The following is a 23,615-nucleotide window of genomic DNA, read 5'->3' on the forward strand; positions in this document are numbered from 1 at the left end:
ACCAAGACGACCAGCCAGCTTAGCTGCCCATTGCAGACTCCGGACGGAGGCGCGAAATGAGGAGCGCACCGTCCTATGGCGTCCGTAGTCGCCAGAGCGCTGCGCACGCCGGCGTCCGGCTTACGGCCCGTACGTATGGCAAGGCTCGCATCGGCACATATGCCGAAAAGGCCGATGGCCACATCACTGTCGAGTCCGACGCGGAACGCCTGGTCGCGCATATGCTGTGCGTTGACCCGCGAGTGCGCTCTTTCAGGCAGCAACCGTTTACCGTCGACCTGCTCGGAGAGCGGCTGCTGTTCACGCCCGAGGAACTGTCAGAAGCGCGCAGGATGCGTGGCGGTCGCTCCGGGGAGGCGGAATACACACCAGACTTTGCCACCGTTCAGGTCGACGGCCTGCAGCGCGCATACGAGGTCAAGCTCCAAGGCTTCGAGGGCGATGGTCGGTACTGGGCGAAGGTCGAGCGGGCCCGGGAAATCATGGAAGCGAACTGCTATCCGCTATCCACGGTAGTCGTGCCTGCGAATGAACGGCACCCGGTCGTCGTCAATGTGCAGCTGTTGAAGCCGGCGATAGCGCGTGCTCGCGAATACCTCACGCCGGACATCATCGACCGGGTCGAACGCTATTGCGAATTGGGTCCGGTGCTACAGCGCACGCTGTGCGCCGAACTCCAGATTCCGACCGGCCTGATTCCTCCGCTGCTCGCTAGGGGCGTTCTTCAGGCTGACCTCGCGCATAACCATATTTGCGGCACGCTGGAACTGACAGCCGCATATGGTGACTTGGCCCACCTCTGTTTGATTGAGGAACTGCGGCCATGATGTCCGACCTGCGCGCTGGAGACAAGCTGGCGCCGCCCGGCAAACCTGACAGCTACTTCGAGGTGCTGGACGGTCGCCTGCATGCTGGCTCCATCCAGCTGTTCGACGCCGAGAAGCGCGAGGCCAGGTATGACAAATACGATGACATCAGCGCCCGGATTTCGGAAGGCAGTCTGGTGCTTCATCGGAAGGGAATGCCGCGCGTCAGCATTGCCGCCCAGTACGACAATCAGGACTTGCACAGTAAGGTCCGCCTGCTGAACGACATACTGCGGCGCATTGATGCCATCCGGGACCAACGCGGTCTGTCGTTTAGCGCAGCGATACCGCTGGCCCGCGACGCTTACCTGATGGAAAACGCAGACAAGGCACTTGTTTGCCCGTTTCCGTCGCCCGCAACCCTGTACCGGGCTCACACGAATCAACTGCTGGGCCTGCCGGTTCTCAAGGGTGATAAAAATAAAGGCAATGCGACGGCCAGATACTCAGAAGACCTTGTCGAATTCGTCAAGGACGTCATCCAGGACCAATTCCTGGTCACGGAATCCAGGTGGACGGTCCTCGACCTGACGGATTACGTCAACCGTGAGGCTCGTCGGCGCGGCTTGCATGTTGCCAGCCACGCCATCAGCCGCAAGTTCGTGTGCGCCAGGATTGATGAGCTGACCCCCGATTCCGAATACGACCGGATGGACCCGCTCAATAGGGTCGCAGGTAAATCGTATGCAAAGAAACGTATCCGGGCGGCGTTTCCGTTCGCCCGAATTGAGCAGGATGCTCTGCACCTGCCGTTCGTTGTAGTAACGCCCCATGGCATCGCCCGGACCATCTATCTGGTTCTGGCAATTGATGTCTGCACCGGGTATCCGGTGGGATGGCATCTTGTCATCGGTTCGCCGCGCGAGATGGATTCGCTGTTGTGCCTCGAGATGTATCTGACGCCCGCCAAGGCAGCCCGCTTCGCGGAGCTTGGCATCGCTCACGCGCTGAACATTTACGGCACGCCCGCACAGGTCATTTTTGATAATGGTCCGGAGACCAAAGGCGGAAGAATCGTCCGACTCGAGCGACTAGGAATGGATGTCAAGCACTGCAAAGCAAAGGAAGCTCAAGGTAAGCCATTCATCGAGCGCCTGAACAGGTCACTCAAGGAAGCACTGCAGCGTCTCCCGGGATGCACGCGCTTCGATGGAAAAGATGGCAAGCGCGACCCCGAGGCACTGGGCGACGAGTTGATGAGCGTCGAAGCACTCGAAAAGTGGATTGTTGGGTGGCTCTATAGGGACTGGGCCAACACCCCGCTCGAGCGGCTGCGTTGGGACGAACTTTTGGTCGATTCGGTCAAGGGAAAGACGCCGCTTGAGCGCCTGGCCTACCAGACCGAAGAAATGGGACAACCCATCACTCTGCCGCCACCGCGCCATGAATGGATGGCGGCACTTTTCGAACACCAGATACGCACGTTGAACGCCAAGACGGGTATCTCGCTCGAGCATGGGTTCAGGTACAACGGCGAAGCGAAGTCGTATCTACTGGCCAAGTACGGCGACCGTGCGCAACTTCACGTGGTTTACAACCCCGACGATTTTCGTCAGGTGTACGTGTACGAGGGAAGTGACCTTCCGCTTGTCCCACTGACGCACGACCACGTTCGTCCGGACACGCCGGCGTGGACCTTTGCTGAAGCCAAAGACCGGTTCGATTCGGGCATGGCTGACTGGACGGTCCCGGACGAAAAGGTCCAGTTCGAGCGGGAGCTGGACGAGGCGGTCACCGGAAACGCGAAAGCCGGTAAGCCCAAGGCTCGCGGCAAGCGTGAGGAAAACAGGGAAACCGTGCGTCGCGCCAAAGACAATTCAGCTGTCCAGCGGGCCATCGACCGGCCACTTTCAGCGGCAGCACCATTTGGACTTGCACCTTCGGCCAATCCGTCGTTGCCAGCGGAAGATTTTCAGTCCGGCGTCATCTCATACGACGACGCGCCGTCGATGAACATTGTTAACAGAAACACCGGAGAAAAACTGCTGTGACGCCAGCCCAACAATTGCGCAAGGACATTGAGGAATGCGAACTACCGCATCTCATGTTCATGGAGCACCTCACTGCGCTCAAGCGGCGCATCGATGACGCTCTCGCTGGCTTTGCACCAAAAATCGTTCGCGTTCCTGGTCCGAGCCGTGTGGGCAAATCATCCCTCATCGCCAAACTGTCGCGTGACTACCCTGAAGCCCGCATTGAAGGGCGGCGCCATGTACCTGTATTACTCGTTGAGGTGCCCCCATCCGCAACGGCCAAACTGCTTCCTAAAAGTGTGCTGCGTGCGTTGGGCATGCAGGTTTCCGGCAGCATGACGGCGGGCGCGATGTTCGACCTGATGGTGGAGCAGCTGCGCCTGGCCCGCACACGCGTTGTGATTTTCGACGAAATATCGCACCTCGTTGATGAAGGCTCGCGGGTGCCTCCGCGCGCGGCCAGCGACTGGCTCAAGACGCTGATGGACACCCTCGACATGACGCTGATTCTGTTCGGCATTCCGCGACTCGAGCGGCTTTTTGCAGCAAATGAACAGCTGCGCAACCGGGCTTGTCCAGCCCGCATTTTCTTGCCGTACGACGCAAGCGATGCTGGACAGATGGCGGCATACCACTCATGTGTCGCGAATTATGCGCGCCTGTTCTCTGCGGCTGGCTATCCCATTGACATGCCCGCCCGCGTGTTTACGCAGCAAAGCTACCTGCTTACCGGGGGCCTGATAGGGGTACTTGCGGACTTCATGCGCGAGCTTGCGAGTTTGATGGCACACGAAGCGCCGCGCGCCATTACATACGCTGATTGCCAGAAGGCGCTTGAAGAAGTCAGCCACGCGGGGTCACCGCACAGACTGGCATTCCAGGACTCTGGCATCGACGACGCGGGCGTGGAGCCGGCGGCGCTGAAACAGGCATATGTCCACGTCCTGACCAGTAACGCGGCGTCGGTACCAGTTCGCAAAAAAATCGGAGTTAAACAATGAGCCTTGTTCTCGCCAACGCACCTAGGAACGACGAGTCCGGGATGGGTTACTACCGACGTCTCGCCGCCGATAATGCGCTTTTCAGCTGGCGCGACCTGGCAAGTACGGCGGGCGTCGAGCGGAATCGCCGTGCCTTGCTCACGCGCACGGAGGACGTCGCCCGCAATCTCGGCCTGGAACCGGCATGGACCGAATTTGCCCGACATCAGGAAAACCTCTGCCGGGGTTGGGGACGTCTGCACCGTGCGCAATCTGACGCCGTGTGTCCTGCTTGCATGGCTGAATCGCCTTACCTGCGAAGCTGCTGGGAACACACCTATGTCACGGCGTGTCCGCAACATCGAATCCTGCTGGTTGACCAGTGCAACGCTTGCGGGAAGCATCTTTCACCGGAGCGGCTTTACATTGGATTGTGCTCGTGCGGTCACGACCTGAGCAGTCTGCCACGTGTGCCGGCGACCCGCGCACAGCAGTGGCTGTCGACGCTGATTGCGAGCGACGGGCAGCAGTCCGGCAGTATCAAGCCGCTTGTGCACGGCATGGACATCAACGTGCTGATGAAGGTCATCCGCACGCTCTGCCAATACCCGGACCCGACACGTTCCGGGTTGCCGCGCAACGCGGCATTGCCGAAATTCGTCACTGAAGCGGTCGAATATCTCTCGCCGCTCGAAGATTTGCTGGCCGATTGGCCAATAGGGTTCCAGACCCACGTCGAGCAGCGCATCGCCGCTGGTCGCAAGGATGCCCGCACGCTGAACACGTTGCTCGGCGACTGGTACATCAGTCTGCGCAAGCTTTGCCAGGGCACGACGCTAGAGCCTCTTCTCCAAATCATCATCGACGTCGCTGCCCGGAAGTCCGATTGTGTCCTGGGCCTGGATTCGGCCAAAGCTATGGCCGAGGACGCGACCGGATACATGCGCGCGTCTGATGCTGCAAAGGCTATCGGCGTCAGCGTTTCACGTCTGCATGACTCGATTGCCGCGGGCGAGTGCGAACACCGTGCACGGCGCACTGGAACGCGTGGTCAGCTGTTCGAAATTCCATGCGCTGAGGTTGAGCGCATCCAGAGACTACGCGCCGGGTGGATTTCCGACGTCGTTGCCTGCGAACTGGCGGGCGTTTCGCCCATCGTGCTCGAACGCATGAAAGCAGCTGGGGTAATCCGGTCAGACGTTCGCTGGCGCGAAGACCTAATGAAGGGCGGTCCGGTCGAGCGCCATTCCATCTCGGATTTACATGAGCGTGTGGAGCGGTCGGCCCAATCCGTTGTGGTGACCGATGATTCGACGCTCACATGGGCGGAGTTGACGAGCCGGCGCATGGGTGACCGACGGGCAATCGAGACGCTGATGCAGGCCATCGCAGGAGGCAAGGTGAGAGCCGTCGCGCGCGGTCGGACACTGGGCGAAATGTCCTTCCTGAGGACGGACGTGTCGCAGTACTTCGGCACTCCGCTGCTCGAGGCGGGGATGTCGATTCAGCAGCTCTCAAAGTTCACTGGCTGGAAGTGGGAGAGCGTGTCGCACTGGATAGACGAGGGTCTGTTGGAGTCGGAGACCATTGTGTTGCGAGGCCAGGCGTGCCGGGTTGTGCTGCCGCATCAACTGTTGGCGTTCCGGCAAACCTATGTGCCGCTTGCCGACTTGGCTCGCGGCATCGGCTCCAAGTCCTCCGCGCTGTCAAAACTTTTGTCTGGCGTCGATATGGTGGGAGCGAAGCAACTTCCTGGCGGCGCGGTTCGTGGTGGGCTGATTCGTCTTGCCGACTTGTGTCGCCTCGCGGTGCTCGGCGCACGGGCGGGCCAGGACTTGTTCGTGTCCGCTTCGCCCGTTCACTAAGAGAGAGCTCCGTCGTGGGTCCTGTGAGACGTCACTTTCCTACATATCTGCTCAAAGTTGAGCCGACTGGCGAGCGTATCGCGGGGACCCTAAAGGCTCGTTGCTGCGGTCCGCGGCTTTAGATGCGGAACGCTATCGACACCGGAAATCATGCTGCAGCGGAATATGTCACCAGCGGGAATCAAGCTTGCGCACAGGCTTGACCTCCCTTTGGCTGCGCGTGGTCCGGCCACGTACCAGCAGGATTTCGTCGAACGCTACGTTCCCAACCATGCTTGGCTCTTGCCGCAAGAACTGGCCGAAGAGCTTTACGCTCTGTGCGGGCAAGGCAAAACACAACCTGCGAGGAGCTACGGGGAGAGGGCGTTTCCGCGTCTGCTCATCGACCTGTCTTGGAACTCATCTCGACTGGACGGTAATCGCTACAGCCGGCACGCCGCAGAGGAATTGCTCAATGGCGGCGCTCCTCGATGTGACATAGACACTGTGATGCTGCTCAATCACAGGGCAGCCATCGAGTTTCTCCTGGACTGCGTTCTACGTGAGGGCCTTTCGACCTTGGTCGTCCAGAATCTGCACGCGCTGCTTATGCGCGACCTGGTACCGGACGGTGCAAGGTTGGGGGCCATCCGCAACAGCCAGCTTGGCATTGCGGGGACGCTCTACTCGCCAATGCGGGATGCGGAGCAGGTGGAGCGAATGCTGAAATCCATTGTTGGCAAAGCCGCCCTCATCAAAAATCCGGTCGAGGCCGCCTTCTTCTTGTGGGTAAATCTTGCGTACCTCCAGCCCTTCGACGATGGCAACAACTGCACAGGCCGCTTGGTCGCAAATATCCCGCTGTTGCTTCACGGCTGTGCTCCTCTTGCTTTCCTTGGCATTGACCGTGACGACTACTTGCAAGCGATGTTGGGCGTGTATGAGTATCAGGATGTCGCTCTCGCGGTGGACCTGTTCTTGTGGACCTATCGTCGTTCGGTGAGCAAATACGGGATGCTGAAAGACATTTGAGGTGCGTATGGCACAGCGACTGCAGGATGTCCTTGGCAAGCTGTACAGGCCGCCGCTAGATGGTGTGAGGCAAGTGTTTGCGCTATCGAGGACGGACGCAGAAAGGCTACCGCAGCTACCATCGATTGCCATTATTTCAATCACTGCACCTGAGCGCCCACCGGCAAATCTCGGCGGCTTTGCTCATGTGCTGCGCATGAGCTTTGCCGACGTGGACTTCCTCAATCCGAATTTGTCGGAGCGCGCTCGCGGCAAGCTTGCATACGCCTTCACTGAAGAGCAGGGATATTCCATTTGTTCGTTTATCGAATCGCTGCCGGCCGAAATCAGGTCTGTAGTCGTTCACTGCGAGGGCGGGTACTCGAGGTCATGCGCGGTTGCCGTCGCGCTACATAGGCTATATGGCTTCCATGCAGAACTGCCGCACCTTTCGCAGGCAAATCCGTCAATCGTGCGTGTGATGATGGGCGATGGTTTCGGGCGCCGCGTCCGGATAAAGCCCAATCGCTGAAGCATTCGCTCAGTGCGGTCTTGTTGCGGGAATGAGCGAGAGGCTAACCGGGACGAGCATGTGGTCGAGGCGCTTATGGATTGGACGTAGGGTTACCTTCATTGCGCTTTCCGCATGTAGGGCTGAACCGAGAGATGGCTCACTATGTTTGCGCCTACAAGGGTTCAGCCAAAAAACGTATGCATACCTTGATGGTTTGGCTACGGGTGGTGAGGCTGAGCTTAGCCCTCCCTGGCTGGATTGCCTGGGACGCACCTTCACTCAGCCGCCCCGACTACTACGGTATGGAGCCGGCCTCGCCCGGTAGACTTTCGTTCCACGCCTCTGCCTTCGCCAGCGTGCCGGATGTCTCAGAACTGCCCCCCAGAATCCGGTGTCCCCTGCGCGCTGGTGCTCGTACCTCGCCCGCGCAGGCGGCAATGACCACATCACCGAAGCCCATCAGTTGGATGGGGCGGCCCCACTGTCCAGCGGCATTCTGCGCGGCGGACAGCATGTTAGCGTCTTGCATTAAAGTATATGCAGCGCGGGGGAGCATGATGCGCAGATTGATGACTGTGGCCGTGCGTGGCCCCGCGTCATATCAAATATAGCGATAGTCCAGGGCCTATTCTTCTGAACTGCGGAATGGCTCACGCTGCTTCGCTCGGCAGATTTCAAGCTCTCGCGATAGTGCGTCGATTTCTGTCTGCATGCTCGCCGCTCTCTTGAGCAGTTGGCCAACCCCGTACCAATACTCGTAGCCGAGGTCCCCGTCCGCTAACGCGAGTTCGTGAAACTTACGGAGTGCGATGCCCAGGTCGATTTCGTTCTCGGATGCCATCGTCGTGCTCCCTTTTTGTGCACCAGGGTCAGCTTCGCTATCTGCTTACCGTCTGGTCCACGTAAGGTCATTCTAGGTGCCAGAGGCGTGAGCGGCATGTCCTCCGCAGGTGTGAGGTAAGACGGTGCTCTGCCGCTGCCGCTGCCGCTGCCGCTGCCGCTGCCGCCGCTGCTGCTCGGCTTGGAGCATATTGGCCTGGTCTTATCTCGGCATCTTCTGATTGTTCCCACCGTCTCTACCGGCGGCCGCGCGACAGGCGCTTCAAGGCGTGTTCTTCTTCTGCGGACCAATCTACTGGTCGCTCCCAGAGACACGGCTCCCCGAACAACGCCGAATCCAGTGCGTTCAATCTCGCAAGGAACGGCTTATCGATACCCCACATCCGGGCAATCGTGAGAACACCATGCGCCTGCCTCGCAATGTCCTGCAGTCGATAGATTTCCCACAGCAACTCGCGGACTTCCGGCGTGGAATTGCTCTGCCACATGGCGCGGAGAGCCGCTGACGTCAGCTTCTTTCGGTGGGGTGTTTGGGATGCAAAGTTGCCTGCCGCCATGAGCACAACTACTGTATATTTATCCAGTATCTGTGGCCAGGCGTATCCAGTCAATCCTCTGCCGCGGAAAGCGGCGCATGCATCTCTAAGACGGCTCCGCAAGTGCTTCCGGCATCTCCGTGAGGTGGTGGATGGCCTGAGGGTGATTCACTCGATAAATAACCAAGCAGGAGCCCATTTGGGAAGAAAATGATGCAGACGGGACAGGTGGTAGGCGCGCGCTGGCGACGCCCAAGGAACGATGAACCGGCGATAAGAGCTGCGCGCGCCGGTAGTCGCGAGGAGGCGCTACGGCTGGTGGGCACGAGCGCTGCCGCGGTGGTCGAATTGGACTACGAATCTGGCTGGCAGGATGCTGTTGAATTAGGCCGGCTCGGCCGAGCCGTTGGCGTTCGTGTGGAGTTCCGTGGCCAGGAGAGCATCGCCGTGAAATCACCAGCAGCACTGGTTGCTGGTCTTGCGCGCGTGAAAGCTACCTTCCGACAGAGGAATCTCTACTGTCAGTTTGATTTGGACCGATTGTCGGCCGGTGAGCTGGAACTGCTCGAGGCAAAAGCGGAGCGGCTGGGTGACTACATTTTGGGTGGTCATCTACTCCGGGAGGTTGATGCGGTTTGGTCCGACTAGACCCAAGCCCTCGCCAGCGCCAACCATCCCAACAGGGTTTTTTCAGCTCACCCGCGACTTTCGCACGCTGCAATGATTTTGCTGGCCAGCTCCGAGACGCTCGGACAGCGGTAAGCGGAGTACCGGTCAGCGGTTGCTTGGTTCTTATTCGCTCGAACTACCCAATTTCCGGAAATATTGCCCGCAACCTCAGGGAGCCTCTCCATGGGTACTAGCCATAGCGCCTCGAAGTTGGAGAAGTCGGGGCTGATGAGAGCCGCAACGAGATAGGTGTGTCGTGTCGCACGAAACGTTGCTTGCCGCACGCCAAAGTGAACGACGTTCCCTCTTTCTCGCGTTCCTGCTTTGTACAGCGTGACGGTACGGCACTTCAGTTGAATAGCTACTGAGTTTCCGGTCTGCTTGTCGTAGAACAGCACATCCAGCCCGTCATCATCAGCGTACGGCTGAAAAGGCGACAGCCTCCCGTCGCTCGCTTTCATGACGGCGTTGACCAGAAGGTTTTCGCCGATGGTGCCGATTTGCGTCGAGGTTAAGGCCATGCTTCAGTCGTCCAGTAGCCGCTGAGCGTGAAGGCCAACTTCGCTGAGTTCCGATGCGTTCGAGGCCATCAACTGAGCATTCCTTCACGTTGAACATGAGCCTGCGCGTTGCTGCAATCTGCGCTAGGAATCTGTCCCGCGGGGGGGTAGTGAGAGAGCGCCTATCGTAGCGGCTTGCCTGTCTTGGTGAATCTGTCGAACGAGTACACATGTTCGGCAGGATATTCATCGCACTTTCCCACAAGGCGCCCGGGGAACTCTCGTCGACCGTCGTGCAGATGGACCGTCTCTCCGCATCTTGGGCAGGGAGCCGAGTACCGCACCAACCGTATGACGCGGACGTGCTGGCCGTCGTCCGCCGGTTCTTTTGCTGCCTCAAGTTGAACATGTTGGTCGCGGAACGACAGGAGTAAGTCGGGAGCCATGATGATGCGCAAATCAATCAGCCTCCAAAAGGGGCTCAGTAATTCGTAGCCCAGCCATCCGACCAGAGCAGCGGACAGAATCAGCGTAACAATGTCTCCAGTACGTATCCTCGCTGACTGAGTTGTCAGCGCGAGCCACAGCAGGATAAGGAACGCCCCGATGACCACAATCCCGCCGACGCCGTACAGCAGGAAGGCGACACGTCGCCATCCCTTGAGTGCAAAGCCAGTCTGCATGAGCGGTTTTACCCAAAAGGCGGGTTTCAATGTCAGGTCTGGCACGTAAGCGATACCGCCCGGTGCCGGTGCAACCGGCTCGGCATCCGACGCGGGAAGGTCGAGAAATTCGATGTCATACGTGGAGTTGTTTCCAGCGCCACCTGCGCCAGCAATCTTCCTGGGCCGCGCGTAAATGGATAGACCGGCCTGCCGGGCAAATTCCTGGATGCCGGGTTCCCATTCTTCGAGGCGCTTTTCAAGAGTGGTCCAGTTTCTGGTGAGCCAGCCGGTGGCCCGGTCTGGTGGCACGTTGTGGCCGGCCATCCCAGCGACGTTGACTGAGTTGTAGGCAACCAGGACTTTGCCAGCATGTAGTCTTTCCAAGCTGCCTTCCGCGAGCGCACGTGCGACCCTCAGCGGCTGCGTCTCTTTCCCCTGGAGTTTGAGAAAGCCCAAGAACGCGTCAATCGCACCCTGCTTTTCGTCCGCATCCGTCCGGTCCGCTTCAGTGTCTACGTCTTTGATTTCAATGGAAATATTTCCGTCTCGCACAGTTTCTTCCACTGTTGGTGACTGTTTTCGATGACTCGTGCTGACTAGGCTGGCCTCGTTACCAACACAGGAGGTCAACATGTTCGAACGAAACGGAGTATGGACGTTTTCTATTCTGGGCGTGTCGGTTCACGTGCGTGAATTGCCCGCAAACAACATCGCAGTATTCCATCCAGTCTGCGAGCCCGTTCGGCAACTGGTCGAGCCAATTTGCCGAGGTCGCGGATATTGGAACGCTCAGTTCAGGAATTGGATTATCTTCGAGGTATTCAAAGATACGGTCCTGGCCGAGCTTGGGCATATTGCGGGCGGGCGTTGACACCGGGGCAAGGGCGCCGGCCCCGAGCCCAACATTGGCGCTTGGGTCTGCGTGGTGCGCTAGTGGTTGGCGGTCTCAACCACTGGTAGTCAACTTGTCCAAGACGGCGCGCTCCTTCGGGCTCGCCTTTTGATACATGCGCTCCAAAAGAATACCCCATTGCATGCGCTGAATATCTTTCTCAGCGAGGGGGCCGGGCTTTGTCAGCTTATAAGTAAGAAAGGCGGCAATCATAGCCAGTGCGAAGCTCAGGAATATCGCCATGACCCAGGGCGCCTTGCTCATGCGCATTGCGCTTCGGAGATTGTTGGCGGCGTCATTTGCTGCATTCACTGATGTAGTTAGCTTTGTGTTCAGCTCTGCCACAGCCTTGTTTACCGTTTCCGTGCTCGCCTTGGCTGCGGTTGCGCCCACAACCTTGGCGAGGCTCTCGGAATGCTCCCATATGTCGCCGAGCCTTTTCGCACTTTGCTGCAAGGCATGAATATCCGACTGGGCTCTGGCCACCAACTCACCGGCAAGGCGAAGCTGCTGCTCCGACTGTGGCAGTTCGTCACCGAGCCTGTCCACATCTCGAGCAAGCAGGCGCGATATGTCTCTCAAGTTCCTGAAGACTTGCTCGAGATTCTGCGGTTCTTGGAGGGACGTGAGCAGGTCCGTCTGCGGTTGGTCCGATAGTGCCATGTTAGTTGCGTACGTTGACGAACATTGCGGTGCCGGCAAGGAAAGGGTGTCTAGCGCCCAAATCCCTTTCCCAAATCGTTATCTTTCGTCTTCTCCCGGTCCTTGACTTTGCTCTTCTCCCGGCTGACGGCTAGCTCTTTGGTCAATCGAAACAGATGTTCTATTCCGGTGAATTCGATGGAAAGGAGTTCGGCGGGTGCGCCGTCCGATGGTGGAACGAAGACGTAGACGGTTCCTTGGAAGCCATCTTTCCCGTTTTTTTCATCGGTCTCGGCTAGCTTAAACAGCTCGCCAACGTATTTATCAAATCGCTTTGCATCTGAGCCGACGACCTCGCCATCAATAAATTTGTCGATAAATGCATCTTGCGTCATCGTTTCAAAGGCGGACGCCCGTACGTTATGGCCAATTAACGGGCATACCTTTCCAGGGTACGCTGACAGTGATACTCCCAGGAGCGTTTCGGGTTGCGGCAGGCTCGGCGCGCGGAGTTCCTGCTTCGTGCCCCAACCAATGAAGTGAATGTCCTCCGCGCGTGCCATCGTGGCAGCTCGCTTCTGGAAGGTTCTGCATAGCGCATGCCGCAGCGGTTTCTTGGTCTCCGCGAGTGCTGCATCCTCATCTGCTTTGAACTCGATTAAGCAGTATCGTCCCTTCCCGGCCAGCAAGTAGTCCGCGAGCGCTTTGTCTTGCCCTCCGAGGGGTGTGGCAGCGAAGTTTGGGTGCTCCTCGTTACGAGAGAACACTTCGCCAAAGCGTTTGTGTAGCCTTCTGGAGAAGCGGTCAACGACGTCATCCTCACGCTTGTGGTCAACGGTATTTGTCATCCTGAGCTTCCGCTTGAATTGATGGTCTGCATCTCGGTGAGGCTTAACCCGGTCCAGCGCGTCCCATTTCAACCATGTAAGAACCTCTGTGAGGTTGGGGGCGTTGCAGTTTCGCCATCCAACTGCAGCTCTTTCCTCTGGTGCCAACAAGGCAGCATTTTTTACACGTGGTCATCGAAGTCGCAGACAAGGCGTTCGACGACTATCACCGCAGAGTTGTGGGGATAGCTGATGTGGTTGTCCTCAGCACTTGTATCAACTCCCCGCCTTAGTAAAGCCAAAGCCGGCATCTCTTTCCGGCATGCCACGCCGAATCCATTCTTCGTACTCGACCAGGACGTTGGTCTCAATCGCCCACACGACGAGCAGCACGTTCGCGGCGGCCACGACGACGACCGCCCAGAGCCATCGGCGCTCAAGTCGAAAGGTGAGTGCCAGCACCACGGACGCAACGGAAAAGATGTCCAGAAAATGAGGCGTCAGTCCAACGTGGTTGACCTGTACGAAGGCTGCGCGGTACAGCACGTACACGATAGACAAGAGCGCTGGAGCGGCGGCAATCAGAGCCAATAGCTTATTTTTCATTTCGCTGGTGTGAAGATTTTGTCTGGCATCGCTTCCCCGTCCCCAAAATATCCGTTCTTACCCCACTTGTAAGGGTGCAGATAGACCTCGGTGGAGCTGTCGGTGATTTTGACGTGCTTGTCGCGGGACGTAGAGAAGTATGCGTACCCAGTCGTGCCGGAGGTCTTCACGCCCTGGGCGTCTGCGAAAGCCTGTGCCGGAGTCCAACTGCGGCCTTCGCCTGCTCTCCCGGTGTTGCAACCGTACAAGATTAGCTCTCCAGCCTTCTGCCAGGGGAGCTTGGCGAGCTGGGACACCTCCTCGCGCGTAATGGTGCCATCGCCGGTTCCTGGGATGGCCGCGAACTCGAGCCCACCGCGACCGCCTTTTGGCTTGCTGGCGTGGGTGAACAGGTGACCTTCGGCAACGACATAGCCCTCGTCCTTGGCCTGCTTCATCACACTTGCCCATGCGGCACGGAAATCCGCCTCTGTTCGCACTTCAATGGCCACGAAGGTATCGCGGGCAGGTTTCCAGTCTGAACGGCCCTTTATCTCGCGCTCCTTGGTCTGGGAGGCACGTTTGAACGCGTCATCCTTGGTGTAGTAGTAGATAGAGAAGTAGAGTCTTTTCGACGGGACATCGACCTTGATGGCGTTGCGGTCCTCAGTGGGCGTGAAAAGCAGGTCGGTGGAGTGGACTGGACTCATGCCTCTTCGTCCGTCAAGACGTGAATCTCGGCGGTTTCGGCCTGGTCGCTGCGGATGAGCATCGTATGTCCCGAGGCGCTCGTGATGCCCTCGACCGTACCGCCTGACCACGTCATCCGATAGCGTTGGCCTATGAGCGGCTGCTGCGTTTCCGCATCGACCAACTGTGCGCGCTGGTCGAAGTCGTGCGTGACCAAAGCTATCGGCTCCGCAGTCCTGCCAGCAGTTTCCGAATTACCAGAGCCGTGCACCTCATCCGCGACCATGTTCACGCCGGGAGCTATCACCCGCGGCTTCTTCGGGCACTTGCACAGCACAAGGTCGTTGTGTCGGGCGACGGGAACACCCTGGACGGTTTGGATGGGGAAGGTTTCCCCTGTGATTTTCCCGGTCGATTTGCATGCAGGGCACGTTGCGACGTCTCCCCACAATGCAGCAGACTTGCCGTCGATGGTCATGAATGAGCCACCGCCGCCGGTAATTATTACGCCCCCTGTTGTCGTTCTATCGCCGACGACTGCACACGCTCGCGACATAAGCCCCGCCTTCCATAACGCCGGAATGATTGCCGTCCTCGAGAACGGCGGCCGTTAATGTGAGTCAGCTCGGGGTGTATGACAATTGAATCTTCTTCAGACCTGTTCTTAGCACCTACAAGTGGGCTGTGGCAACCACGAACCCATCTTCAACGGCTGGCGCAGCTTTCCCCAAGCGTCAGTAAGAACTCAGGGCGACTGGGGCCATTCTGCTACACGAGGCTTGGCTGTCAGGTCAAAGCCGCCTCGGGGCAATTCCTTCGCGAGAAGGTCCGAACGCTAGGCTAAAGGACCACGCCGGATTGCTGCTGGTCGAGAGAAATGGTCGCGATGATGGATTCAAACTCCACCATCAAATCCGGATGGCGCTGGGCAACATACTGCCGCGCCGATTCGTTCTCGAGGAGCTTCGCGAGATACCCTTTCGCAAGCACCAGATTCAATACGTCTTGACCGTAGGTCTGTTCCACGAGCTTGTACTGCCCCTGCAGATTGCTCATTTCCTGCTCCATCTTTGCCATCTGCTCCGGGCTGACTCCGGTCAGCTTGTGAGGCTTTTTTCCCTCCACAAGACGCGCCGCTGGTGTGGCCACCAACAACGCCTCGGCATAGGAGACGGACACGTTGTTCGCTGCCACCATAAGCTCCACGCATTCGACCTGGCGCGTGGGCTTCATTTTGCGAAGGGCACGAACGAGCTCCGGCGAAAACTGACGGTCTCCGAGCAGTTCGGCGGCTTCTGGGCAAATGCCGTCTAGCAACGACATCCTTTTTACAATCTGAGAGACGTCGACGGAAAGCGCTTTCGCCAATCGCTCAGGCGAGACACCTCGGTCAATGACGCGCCGTATCATGTAGTGCTCCTGAATGGTCGACAGGCGATTGACACGGTTGTTATACGTGTAGCTCTCGTCATCGGTAGCCACAAGGCAGGCCACCTGCTCGTATCCCAGGTCCTGAATAGCAAGTAAGCGCAGATGCCCATCCAGCAGGACATGCTGCCCGGAAGACTGGTCTGCAGGCGTGACAGAGAGTGGTTCGATGAGGCCCACCTCCGCAATGGAGGTTCTTATCTGTTGAAACTTGCGCGATTCCAGTACAGGCGCCGGTATTCTGCGTGACGGCAGGATGCTGGCCACGGGCACGGACAAGGGCTCGGGGATGAACCCGAGAGTTATGCCAGTCATGTGCCACTTCCGGCGGGCCAGACGCGCTCGGCAAGGTACTTCGGCAGGCTAGCCAAGCCCTCGGCACGCAGCAGATTGACGAAGTTCTCATCGGCAAACAGTTGTCGCAAGGCGCCGACCACAAATAGCAACCGCTGTTGCGTGAACTCGGCTTTTCTCACCATGGCCTTCTGGCGCTCCACCTCGCGTTCATACGTCCGCACCAGGCTGGACGTCGTGACCGCGGCGGACGTGTGCGTCATATTGCGGGCTGCGCTTCGCCCGAGTGCCTTTCGGCGCTCGATGACGCGGCGAGCGTTCATCAGTTGCTTGCCCCGCAATTTTCCCGACTCATAGGCCTCCTGGAGTGCCGCCTGGATTTCAGCGTCGTCGTTGCCGGCCCCGACAATCGTGAGGGCCGCGTTCAAGGGGACGAGCCCCTTCTCTACCGCCACCACGAGTCTCTCTTCACCCTGGCGCAGCAGGGTGAGGATGCCTTGGACGTAAGTTGGCGTGAGACCGGTCTTTTCGGCAATGACCTTCGGCGCGTATCCCTGGTCCTGCAATTGCCGAATGCCGGCCAGCCGTTCGAGCGGACGGCACTGTCTGCGCGCGATGTTTTCCGTCAGGCTCATGACGAACGCGTCCTCGTCGCTCACGCTTACAACGAGTGCTGGGATAGTTTCTTCGCCGAGCGAGCGGAACGCCTTCAACCGTCCTTCACCGCATACCAGCAGGTATTTCTCGATGCCACCCGCCGTCGCTCGCGGCGTGACCACGATGGGCTTCTTGAGGCCGATGGTCTTGATGTTGTCGACGATTTCTTTGAACACTCGACCATTGCGCTCTCGCGGATTGATGACTTCAATTTGGGCGACGGGGACCATCCGGATTTCGCCGAGCTGCTGCGAGTTCATGCCACTCTCCTGAGCCGGGCGCGCGCAGCCATGCCATAGAGGTAGTCCAGCGTGTCGAAGCGATAACTCTCGAACTCGATTGGATTTTGGTCGGCGAGGTGAATGCGCGGTTGTCCAAAATCCAGGCGTGGCAGCAGGTAGTAGTCCAGCGCTGATGCGTTGGCTTGGTCGAGCCGCACCGCCACCGTGATGTCCGGCAGGAGGCTTGTGTCGAAGCGGACCTTCCAATGATTTCGGCCATTTTCATGCGCCTGGCAACGCGCGAGTACGATGCAGGCCGTGAACTCATCATTGACCGTCAGCAGGTCGGTCGCCGGGTCGCGTATGACTGCGCCGCCCAAATCCGCGATTTTCTGCTCCGTCTGCGCGATGATTTCCGGATGCAGCTGCCGCAGGAAACGGTTGGTTTCAATGTATCGATAGTCTCGACCAGGGGTAAAACCGACCGTCTGGTAGGCGCGAATCAAACTGCCAAAGCGGTACACATAGACGGATGTGGAAGGCATGCCATCCGTTTCATCAATTACGACGCCGGACAAAAAACCGCGGCTCCGGTACAGGTTGCGCAGTCGTTCGATGAGCTCCTCATTTGAGTAGCGACGCGCTCTCGCTCGCATAATCCCTTGCGCCGTGTAGAACGTTTCGCTCGGCACAATGCCCTGAAATGCGCCTTCTTTTCGAATCCACATATCAGGTGTGTTGGTCACGCGTAGTTTTTTCAGTTTGAACGACACCCGGTTGTAGACGTTGTTACCGATGTATTTCTCGTTCGTTAATACCTCCCGCACGGTAGCTCGCGTCCACTCCCGGTTCAGGTCCGTCCGCACACGCATGCCATTCAGGCGCGCTGCGATTTCATGTTCGTCCAGCGACGCATTGATAAACCAGTCGTAGACTAGGTTGACGATTCGCACCTCGCTGTCCGGGCCCGGCATCAGGACGACTCGGTCGGTTTGAAGGCTTTTGCGTTCACCACGGCACAGCTCTGCCTTCATGAGACCGTGCTCATCGACCAAAACCCGGCGCAGCCCGTAGCCGGCGGGTCCTCCTTGCCGGAAGCCCATCTCAATCAAGCGGCATTGGCCGGCAAACACCTTCGCGGACAGTTCCCGGCTGTATTCGCCGGCCATCGCCCGCTTTACCCCTTTCACGATGGTCGAAACGGGGGAGCCATCGTTCTCGAACTGCTCGGCGCAGTACGCCACCTGGATGCCAGCGCGGCGGCAAATGTACTCGTAATACGCGCTTTCATCGGCATCCTGGAACCGCCCCCATCGACTCACGTCATAGACCAGGATGACCGAGAAATCGGCCTTGCCATTGGTCACATCGGCGATGAGGTTCTGCAGCGCCTGGCGCCCATCGATGCGGAGCCCGCTCTTGCCTTCATCGGCATACGTGCGGACGATTTCGAATCCGCGGCGGGCTGCGTAGTCGCGGATTTTGTCGCGCTGGTTCTCGGTCGAATACTGCTGGTGCTCAGTCGACATGCGGACATACTCCGCCGCCCGTCCTCCAGAGGAGCCGGCTCCAACTGCAGCAGCAGCGGTATTGGATGACATTTTTCACTCCGCAACTCAGGCATAGGCCGCGGCAGGCACCGAGGGTGTGGGGCCTCATGCTCACGCGCCACGATTTCACATCAGGCGGTGGCGTTCGAAAACGAACTTTGGTGAGGCCAGCGTAGCAGGCACGGCGCCAATGAGAATCACGTCATCTCTTTGCAATCACTCCGGCGGCCCTGTCGGCGCAGACAGCACGGCGATGTGGACGGTCCACGCGTCCATCTTTGCAACGCGGCTTTCATCCGCATGAGACAACACGTAGAAGCCAGAACCCAGCGGCCAACGGCGCCCGATGACGTCCATCTTTGCAATCGGCCTGCAACTCCGCCGTGCATTGCGCATCCGCTGCATGCTGCGGTTGCGCTCGCGGTACGCCGGATGTGCAGCCCGATACTCGCGCCAATAGCCTGAGTGGCCGGCGCGCCATTTCGCTTGCGCCCGGGCTTGGTTGTCGCGGTAGTCCTTGTCGATGCGGAGCCGGTGGTTCTGCCAGTCGCGCCGGCGAGCACGCTGGCAAGCCTCCGATGAGCAGTAACGCTGGTGAGGAACATGCGGCAACGGGACGAACGCGTTACCACAGGCGAGACATAGGCGGGTCGATTTCATAAGCCACCCTCCAGGCCGGGTTGCGATGGGCGGGTGGGACGGGTGGGTCTCGACCGGCCACGGAAATCACTGGCCTGAGACGGGGTAGAGATGGGGGAGACAACTCGGTAGCTGCCTCGCCAAACGACCATCGCAATTTGCTAGACGCGATAGCGGGCCAGTCGCGGAAACTTAGACATTTCCGGAGCGCCGGCGTGCATCGAAGGAGGGTTCGCTCACGAGTGCAATTTGCTAAAATTGCCTTGTTTCAAGCGCAATTCTTGCGGCGGCCAATACAAACCTTGGCGACAGCTGCTGATGGGATGGCTCCGTTCCATCGCGCGCTCCCGCGCGCATCGAAGCTGGTCGGGGAAGGAAGTTCTCGGGTTATGCGTCGACTTTTCTCGCCTTTTGCTTCCCCGTTGGCTTGAACGCCTTGTCCCACAAGGGGCAGTTTCTCGGGTTATGAATCCATCTACAGTCGCCGCAGATATGGTGTCTTTGCTTGCCGAGCGACGCTCTGGAGGACTTCCCGCGCTGCTGTGATGCTGCGAATCGCGACGCCAGCCAGCAGAAGCCACACCGCGGCGATGACCCCGAAGAATCCGCACAGAGTGCCGCAACGCCTGGGTTCATGCCAGGCCGTCCCAAATCGGTGCCACCACGCACCAACTCCAAGCCGCCGATGCCCCCATCGGGCAGCGCGCGCCTCACGCATGGGCATCGCCCAGGCAACCAACGCCTCGCCAACCCGCACAAACGCCATTTTTTGCTGCATGGCACAAAACTCGCATAAGCCGTGGGCGACCGGTCAGACCACGACCGTGTCTTTCCCCCATTTCGGCCCATGCACAGCATTCCCTCTTCCGTTGCGCAAGCACTCCAGCAAGGCATCCTGAGCGGCGCTTACCCCAGCGGTAGCCGTCTGCCGCCGCAGCGTGAGCTGGCAGAAAGCCTGGGCGTAAGCCGCGCGTCGTTGCGCGAGGCGCTCACGGTGCTCGAGACGCTGGGCCTGGTCGACATCCTGCCCAGCCGGGGCGTGGTGGTGCGCGGCCCGCAGGTGGGCGCCGATCGGGCAAGTGCCGATCGCCTGCATCGCCCGTTTGCCACGCCCGCGCTGGGCACGCTGTCGCCGCGTCAATTGATTGAGCTGCGCCTGGTGCTGGAGCCCGGCTGGACGGCGGTGGCCGCCGCGCGCATGCAGGCCGCCGGGCTGCGCCACCTGCAATGGCTGCAGCAGCAGTTGGCCCATGCGCTGGCGCGCAATGACCTGCTGAGCGCGGCCGAGGCGGATTTGCACTTTCACATGCTGCTGGCGCAGTTGTCGGGCAACCCGGGCCTGATGGCGATGGCGGGCCAGCTGGAGCACGCCATCGGCCACAGCCTGCGCCTGCCGTTTGCCCGCAACGGCGCAGACGACCACCCCGCGCACGAGCACGACGCCATCGTGCAGGCCATTGCCGCGGGCGATGCCGCCGCCAGTGCAGAAGCCATGCGCGCCCATCTGCTGTCATCCGCACGCCGCAGCGGTATCGATCTGGCCGCGTCTGATCGCGCGGTTGCCGATCCCGTTTCCTTTCGCCTTGTGTCGCCTGTCTCGATTTCTGAAGGAGTTCTTGAATGACCCGCATCGCCGCTTTCCCCCGCTTGCACCACACCTCGCGCCGCACCTTCCTCCACGCCGTCATGGCGGCCAGCGCGGTGGTCGCGTTGCTGCCGGGCCGCCCGGCGCATGCCGACGTGCTGGCCAACATCCAGAAGGCGGGCGTGATCCGCGTGGCGATCCCGAATGACTTTCCGCCGTTCGGCTCGCTGGGGCCGGATCTCAAGCTGCAGGGCTATGACATCGACATGGCCAACCTCGTCGCCAAGGAGCTGGGCGTCAAGGCCGAGCTGGTGCCCGTCACCAGCACCAACCGCATTCCGTTCCTGACCACCGGCAAGGTGGACATCGTCATCTCCAGCCTGGGCAAGAACGCCGAGCGCGCCAAGGTGATCGACTTCACGCAGGCGTATGCGCCGTTCCCCAAGAGCGTGTACGGCCCGAAGGATGCGTCGATCAAGAAGCCGGCGGACCTGGCCGGCAAGACGATCGGCGTGACGCGCGGCTCGACGGAAGACCTGGCCCTCTCGGCCGTGGCGCCGGCCTCGGCCACCATCAAGCGCTATGAAGACAACAACGCCACCGCGCAGAGCTACCTGATCGGCCAGGTGCAGTTGGTGACGGTGGGCAACATCGTGGCCAATGCGGTGAACGAGCGCACGAAGCTGCGCCAGCTCGACCTGAAGTTCCCCGTGGAAGACACGCCCTGCTATGTGGGCGTGGCCAAGGGCGAGCCCGCGCTGCTCGACAAGGTGAACGCCGCCATCACCAAGCTGAAGACGGACGGGCGCCTGAACGATCTGTCGCAGCGCTGGATCAAGATGCCGCTGCCCGCCCAACTGTAAAACCGTAAGCATGTCAGCACGCCAGGCGTGCACGGGCCCGCATGCTGCGGAGCCCGGGCATGGCCTGGCGCGTGGAGTTTCGTTATGGCTTATCAATTCGACTTTGGCGCGGTGTTCGATTACAGCGGCCAGCTGGCGCAGGGTGTGGGCTTTACGCTCGCGCTCACCGCGGCGGGCGCGGTGGCGGGCGGTGCCATCGGCGTGGCCGGGGGCGTGTGCCGCGCCTGGCGCATCCGGCCCTTCAACGCGCTGTTCAAGGTGTATGTGGAGGCCATCCGCAATACGCCGTTCCTCGTCCAGCTGATGTTCGTGTTCTTCGGCTTGCCCTCGCTGGGGGTGCAGATCAACGAGTGGCAGGCGTCCGTGCTGACGGTGGTGGTCAACCTGGGCGCGTACATCACCGAGATCGTGCGCGCGGGCATTCAAGAAACACCGCGCGGCCAGCTGGAAGCGGCCAATGCGTTGGCGATGAGCCGCTGGGCGATCTTCCGGCACGTGGTGCTGCGGCCGGCGTTGCAGAAGGTGTGGCCCGCGCTGAGCAGCCAGATCGTGATCGTGATGCTGGGCACGTCGGTGGTCTCGCAGATTGCCGCGCAGGATCTGACCTTTGCCGCCAACTTCATCCAGTCGCGCAACTTCCGCGCGTTTGAAACCTACCTGATCGTCACCGCGCTGTACTTTGCGCTGGCGTTGCTGCTGCGTCAGTTGCTGGCGTGGGTGGGGCAGCGCTTTGTCGTGGTGCGCCGGGTGCCGGCCGGGCCGGTGGCTGCGCGCACCGTGACCACCACGCCTGTGGAGACCGCAGCATGATCGCCGACATCCCTCTGTTGCCCATTCTCCTCAAGCTGGGGGAAGGGCTGCTCGCCACGCTCATGCTGTCGCTCATGGCCTTTGTGCTGGGCGGCACGGCGGGCTTGATAGTGCTGTTTGCCCGCGTGGGTCGCAACGCCGGCTTGCAGCGCGTGAGCAAGGCGTACATCCAGCTCTTCCAGAACACGCCGCTGCTCATGCAGATGTTCATCGTGTTCTTCGGCGCATCCATGGCGGGCTTTGAGATGTCGCCGTGGACGGCCGCCGCCATCGGCCTGACGCTGTACACCAGCGCCTACCTGGCCGAGGTGTGGCGCGGCTGTGTGGAAGCCATTCCGCGTGGGCAGTGGGAAGCGTCTTCCAGCCTGGCGATGGGGTACTTCCAGCAGATGCGGCATGTGGTGCTGCCGCAGGCCGTGCGGCTGTCGATCGCGCCCACCGTGGGGTTCTCCGTGCAGATCGTCAAGGGCACGGCGGTGGCCTCCATTATCGGGTTTGAAGACCTGTCCAAGCTGGGCTCGGTGCTGGCCAACGCCACGTTCCAGCCGTTCCTTATCTATGGGCTGGTGGCGCTGGCGTATTTCGCGCTGTGCTGGCCGCTGTCGCTCTGTGCCTCTCATCTGGAAAAGAAGCTCTATGCCGCTCGTTGATCTGTGCGCCGTACACAAGCATTACGGCAACAACCATGTGCTCAAGGGCGTGGACCTGCGCGTCGAAAGCGGCCAGGTGGTCGCCATCATCGGGCGCAGCGGCTCGGGCAAGAGCACGCTGCTGCGGTCCATCAACGGGCTGGAGGCCATCGACGACGGCCAGATCGTGGTCGACAACGCGGTGCTCCAGGGCTCGCAGGCCACGCCCGCGCAGTTGCGCGCGCTGCGCTTGAACGTGGGCATGGTGTTCCAGCAGTTCAACCTGTTTCCGCACCTCACGGCGGGTGAGAACGTGGCGCTGTCGCCCGTGGTGGTCAAGGGCATGAAGAAGGCCGAGGCCAATGACCTCGCGCGCCAGATGATGGCCAAGGTGGGCCTGGCCGATAAGTTTGATGCGTACCCCGACCAGCTCAGCGGCGGGCAGCAGCAGCGCGTGGCCATTGCGCGCGCACTCGCCATGCAGCCGAAGGTGCTGCTGTGCGATGAGATTACGTCTGCGCTAGACCCGGAGCTCGTCAACGAGGTGTTGGCCGTGGTGAAGCAACTGGCCGCCGAGGGCATGACGCTGATCATGGTCACGCATGAGATGCGCTTCGCGCGGGATGTGGGCGATCAGCTCGTGTTCATGCACCAGGGGCTGATCCATGAAAGCGGCCCCGCCAAGGACGTGTTTGCCAACCCCAAGACGGCGGAGCTGGCGGCGTTTATTGGCGCGGTGCAGTGAGCCTGCGCACCATGCGTCCACACTAGCCATCACAGCACCACAGCAAGTCGGCGCCTGTGGCGGGGCGGGGGTATCACCCAACGGGTGCCATGCCACGCCCCCGGCGTCGAGCCCGTGCGCGATAGGCCATCTGCGATAATCCCGCCCTCCCGCCTCTGCT

Annotated in this window: 26 protein-coding genes; 13 read left to right on the forward strand and 13 right to left on the reverse strand. The window is 60.1% G+C overall.

From position 1 onward, the window contains the following. The first annotated feature begins 56 nt into the window (after positions 1 to 56). The 6 genes from F7R11_RS02865 to F7R11_RS02890 all read left to right on the forward strand — a co-directional run bounded on the left by F7R11_RS02865 (position 57) and on the right by F7R11_RS02890 (position 7,206). Positions 57 to 827: a hypothetical protein gene (locus F7R11_RS02865; RefSeq protein ID WP_064801041.1), complete on the forward strand. Its 771-nt coding sequence runs from the start codon at positions 57 to 59 to the stop codon at positions 825 to 827. Beyond that, a complete protein-coding gene (locus F7R11_RS02870) occupies positions 824 to 2,857 on the forward strand; it encodes an integrase catalytic domain-containing protein (RefSeq protein WP_064801043.1) in 2,034 nt (677 codons plus the stop codon). Before F7R11_RS02865 ends, F7R11_RS02870 begins: the two co-directional genes overlap by 4 nt. Continuing rightward, a complete protein-coding gene (locus F7R11_RS02875; RefSeq protein ID WP_231973131.1) occupies positions 2,854 to 3,840 on the forward strand; it encodes a TniB family NTP-binding protein in 987 nt (328 codons plus the stop codon). Before F7R11_RS02870 ends, F7R11_RS02875 begins: the two co-directional genes overlap by 4 nt. Next, on the forward strand, positions 3,837 to 5,684 hold the full coding sequence (locus F7R11_RS02880) for a TniQ family protein (RefSeq protein ID WP_064801045.1): 1,848 nt from the start codon (positions 3,837 to 3,839) through the stop codon (positions 5,682 to 5,684). The genes F7R11_RS02875 and F7R11_RS02880 overlap by 4 nt, the downstream gene beginning before the upstream one ends. 150 nt (positions 5,685 to 5,834) lie before the next feature. After that, complete coding sequence (locus F7R11_RS02885) at positions 5,835 to 6,695, forward strand: Fic family protein (RefSeq protein ID WP_064801047.1); 861 nt, start codon at positions 5,835 to 5,837, stop codon at positions 6,693 to 6,695. 7 nt (positions 6,696 to 6,702) lie between these two features. Continuing rightward, positions 6,703 to 7,206, forward strand: a complete 504-nt coding sequence (locus F7R11_RS02890) for a protein-tyrosine phosphatase family protein (protein ID WP_064801049.1) — start codon at positions 6,703 to 6,705, stop codon at positions 7,204 to 7,206. A gap of 277 nt (positions 7,207 to 7,483) precedes the next feature. Here F7R11_RS02890 and F7R11_RS02895 read toward each other — a convergent pair whose 3' ends face one another. Together F7R11_RS02895 and F7R11_RS02900 are read right to left on the reverse strand one after the other, a co-directional pair. Then, positions 7,484 to 7,717 carry a hypothetical protein gene (locus F7R11_RS02895; protein ID WP_064801051.1) on the reverse strand — a complete coding sequence of 78 codons (234 nt, stop codon included), beginning with the start codon at positions 7,715 to 7,717 and terminating at the stop codon, positions 7,484 to 7,486. A gap of 96 nt (positions 7,718 to 7,813) precedes the next feature. Next, positions 7,814 to 8,029 carry a hypothetical protein gene (locus F7R11_RS02900; RefSeq protein WP_064801053.1) on the reverse strand — a complete coding sequence of 72 codons (216 nt, stop codon included), beginning with the start codon at positions 8,027 to 8,029 and terminating at the stop codon, positions 7,814 to 7,816. An 808-nt stretch (positions 8,030 to 8,837) separates the two neighbouring features. On the opposite strand from F7R11_RS02900, the gene F7R11_RS02905 reads away from it, so the two are divergent. Then, positions 8,838 to 9,212, forward strand: a complete 375-nt coding sequence (locus F7R11_RS02905; protein ID WP_064806096.1) for a hypothetical protein — start codon at positions 8,838 to 8,840, stop codon at positions 9,210 to 9,212. A 47-nt stretch (positions 9,213 to 9,259) separates the two neighbouring features. On the opposite strand, the gene F7R11_RS02910 is transcribed toward F7R11_RS02905, so the two are convergent. Together F7R11_RS02910 and F7R11_RS02915 are read right to left on the reverse strand one after the other, a co-directional pair. After that, positions 9,260 to 9,754 (reverse strand): hypothetical protein, encoded by a 495-nt coding sequence (locus tag F7R11_RS02910; RefSeq protein WP_064801058.1) that lies wholly within the window; start codon positions 9,752 to 9,754, stop codon positions 9,260 to 9,262. Between the two features lie 161 nt (positions 9,755 to 9,915). Then, positions 9,916 to 11,031: a hypothetical protein gene (locus tag F7R11_RS02915; protein WP_156667234.1), complete on the reverse strand. Its 1,116-nt coding sequence runs from the start codon at positions 11,029 to 11,031 to the stop codon at positions 9,916 to 9,918. On the opposite strand from F7R11_RS02915, the gene F7R11_RS02920 reads away from it, so the two are divergent. Further along, positions 11,030 to 11,269, forward strand: coding sequence for a hypothetical protein (locus F7R11_RS02920; RefSeq protein ID WP_104577692.1), 240 nt, complete (start codon positions 11,030 to 11,032; stop codon positions 11,267 to 11,269). The two genes, F7R11_RS02915 and F7R11_RS02920, sit on opposite strands and share 2 nt — an antisense overlap. Before the next feature lie 75 nt (positions 11,270 to 11,344). Here F7R11_RS02920 and F7R11_RS02925 read toward each other — a convergent pair whose 3' ends face one another. The 9 genes from F7R11_RS02925 to F7R11_RS02965 form a co-directional block, all read right to left on the reverse strand. Further along, positions 11,345 to 11,953, reverse strand: coding sequence for a hypothetical protein (locus tag F7R11_RS02925; protein WP_064801060.1), 609 nt, complete (start codon positions 11,951 to 11,953; stop codon positions 11,345 to 11,347). Positions 11,954 to 12,003: 50 nt separating this feature from the next. Beyond that, complete coding sequence (locus F7R11_RS02930; RefSeq protein WP_021196865.1) at positions 12,004 to 12,780, reverse strand: hypothetical protein; 777 nt, start codon at positions 12,778 to 12,780, stop codon at positions 12,004 to 12,006. A 255-nt stretch (positions 12,781 to 13,035) separates the two neighbouring features. Then, positions 13,036 to 13,365 carry a hypothetical protein gene (locus F7R11_RS02935; protein ID WP_031329982.1) on the reverse strand — a complete coding sequence of 110 codons (330 nt, stop codon included), beginning with the start codon at positions 13,363 to 13,365 and terminating at the stop codon, positions 13,036 to 13,038. Then, positions 13,362 to 14,054: a CHAT domain-containing protein gene (locus F7R11_RS02940; RefSeq protein ID WP_064801062.1), complete on the reverse strand. Its 693-nt coding sequence runs from the start codon at positions 14,052 to 14,054 to the stop codon at positions 13,362 to 13,364. Before F7R11_RS02940 ends, F7R11_RS02935 begins: the two co-directional genes overlap by 4 nt. Then, positions 14,051 to 14,590 (reverse strand): PAAR domain-containing protein, encoded by a 540-nt coding sequence (locus tag F7R11_RS02945; protein WP_082932755.1) that lies wholly within the window; start codon positions 14,588 to 14,590, stop codon positions 14,051 to 14,053. Before F7R11_RS02945 ends, F7R11_RS02940 begins: the two co-directional genes overlap by 4 nt. Before the next feature lie 284 nt (positions 14,591 to 14,874). Further along, a complete protein-coding gene (locus F7R11_RS02950; RefSeq protein WP_021196861.1) occupies positions 14,875 to 15,777 on the reverse strand; it encodes a plasmid partitioning protein RepB C-terminal domain-containing protein in 903 nt (300 codons plus the stop codon). Then, positions 15,774 to 16,673, reverse strand: coding sequence for a ParB/RepB/Spo0J family partition protein (locus F7R11_RS02955; protein WP_064801067.1), 900 nt, complete (start codon positions 16,671 to 16,673; stop codon positions 15,774 to 15,776). Before F7R11_RS02955 ends, F7R11_RS02950 begins: the two co-directional genes overlap by 4 nt. Next, on the reverse strand, positions 16,670 to 18,235 hold the full coding sequence (locus F7R11_RS02960) for a recombinase family protein (protein WP_064801069.1): 1,566 nt from the start codon (positions 18,233 to 18,235) through the stop codon (positions 16,670 to 16,672). The genes F7R11_RS02955 and F7R11_RS02960 overlap by 4 nt, the downstream gene beginning before the upstream one ends. A gap of 165 nt (positions 18,236 to 18,400) precedes the next feature. Continuing rightward, positions 18,401 to 18,844, reverse strand: a complete 444-nt coding sequence (locus F7R11_RS02965) for a hypothetical protein (RefSeq protein ID WP_021196858.1) — start codon at positions 18,842 to 18,844, stop codon at positions 18,401 to 18,403. Positions 18,845 to 19,670: 826 nt separating this feature from the next. Between F7R11_RS02965 and F7R11_RS02970 the strand changes: the two genes are divergently transcribed. From F7R11_RS02970 to F7R11_RS02990, 5 genes are all read left to right on the forward strand, one after another. Continuing rightward, positions 19,671 to 20,447 (forward strand): FadR/GntR family transcriptional regulator, encoded by a 777-nt coding sequence (locus F7R11_RS02970; protein ID WP_064801073.1) that lies wholly within the window; start codon positions 19,671 to 19,673, stop codon positions 20,445 to 20,447. Continuing rightward, positions 20,444 to 21,271, forward strand: a complete 828-nt coding sequence (locus tag F7R11_RS02975) for a transporter substrate-binding domain-containing protein (protein WP_064801075.1) — start codon at positions 20,444 to 20,446, stop codon at positions 21,269 to 21,271. The genes F7R11_RS02970 and F7R11_RS02975 overlap by 4 nt, the downstream gene beginning before the upstream one ends. Before the next feature lie 84 nt (positions 21,272 to 21,355). Beyond that, positions 21,356 to 22,081 (forward strand): amino acid ABC transporter permease, encoded by a 726-nt coding sequence (locus F7R11_RS02980; protein WP_064801078.1) that lies wholly within the window; start codon positions 21,356 to 21,358, stop codon positions 22,079 to 22,081. After that, positions 22,078 to 22,731 (forward strand): amino acid ABC transporter permease, encoded by a 654-nt coding sequence (locus tag F7R11_RS02985; RefSeq protein ID WP_064801081.1) that lies wholly within the window; start codon positions 22,078 to 22,080, stop codon positions 22,729 to 22,731. Before F7R11_RS02980 ends, F7R11_RS02985 begins: the two co-directional genes overlap by 4 nt. After that, the gene (locus F7R11_RS02990; RefSeq protein ID WP_064801083.1) at positions 22,718 to 23,455 is read left to right on the forward strand and encodes an amino acid ABC transporter ATP-binding protein; all 738 of its coding nucleotides are present in this window, start codon (positions 22,718 to 22,720) and stop codon (positions 23,453 to 23,455) included. Before F7R11_RS02985 ends, F7R11_RS02990 begins: the two co-directional genes overlap by 14 nt. Positions 23,456 to 23,615: the final 160 nt, after the last annotated feature.

This window comes from Ralstonia insidiosa, from assembly GCF_008801405.1.
Lineage (GTDB): Bacteria > Pseudomonadota > Gammaproteobacteria > Burkholderiales > Burkholderiaceae > Ralstonia > Ralstonia insidiosa.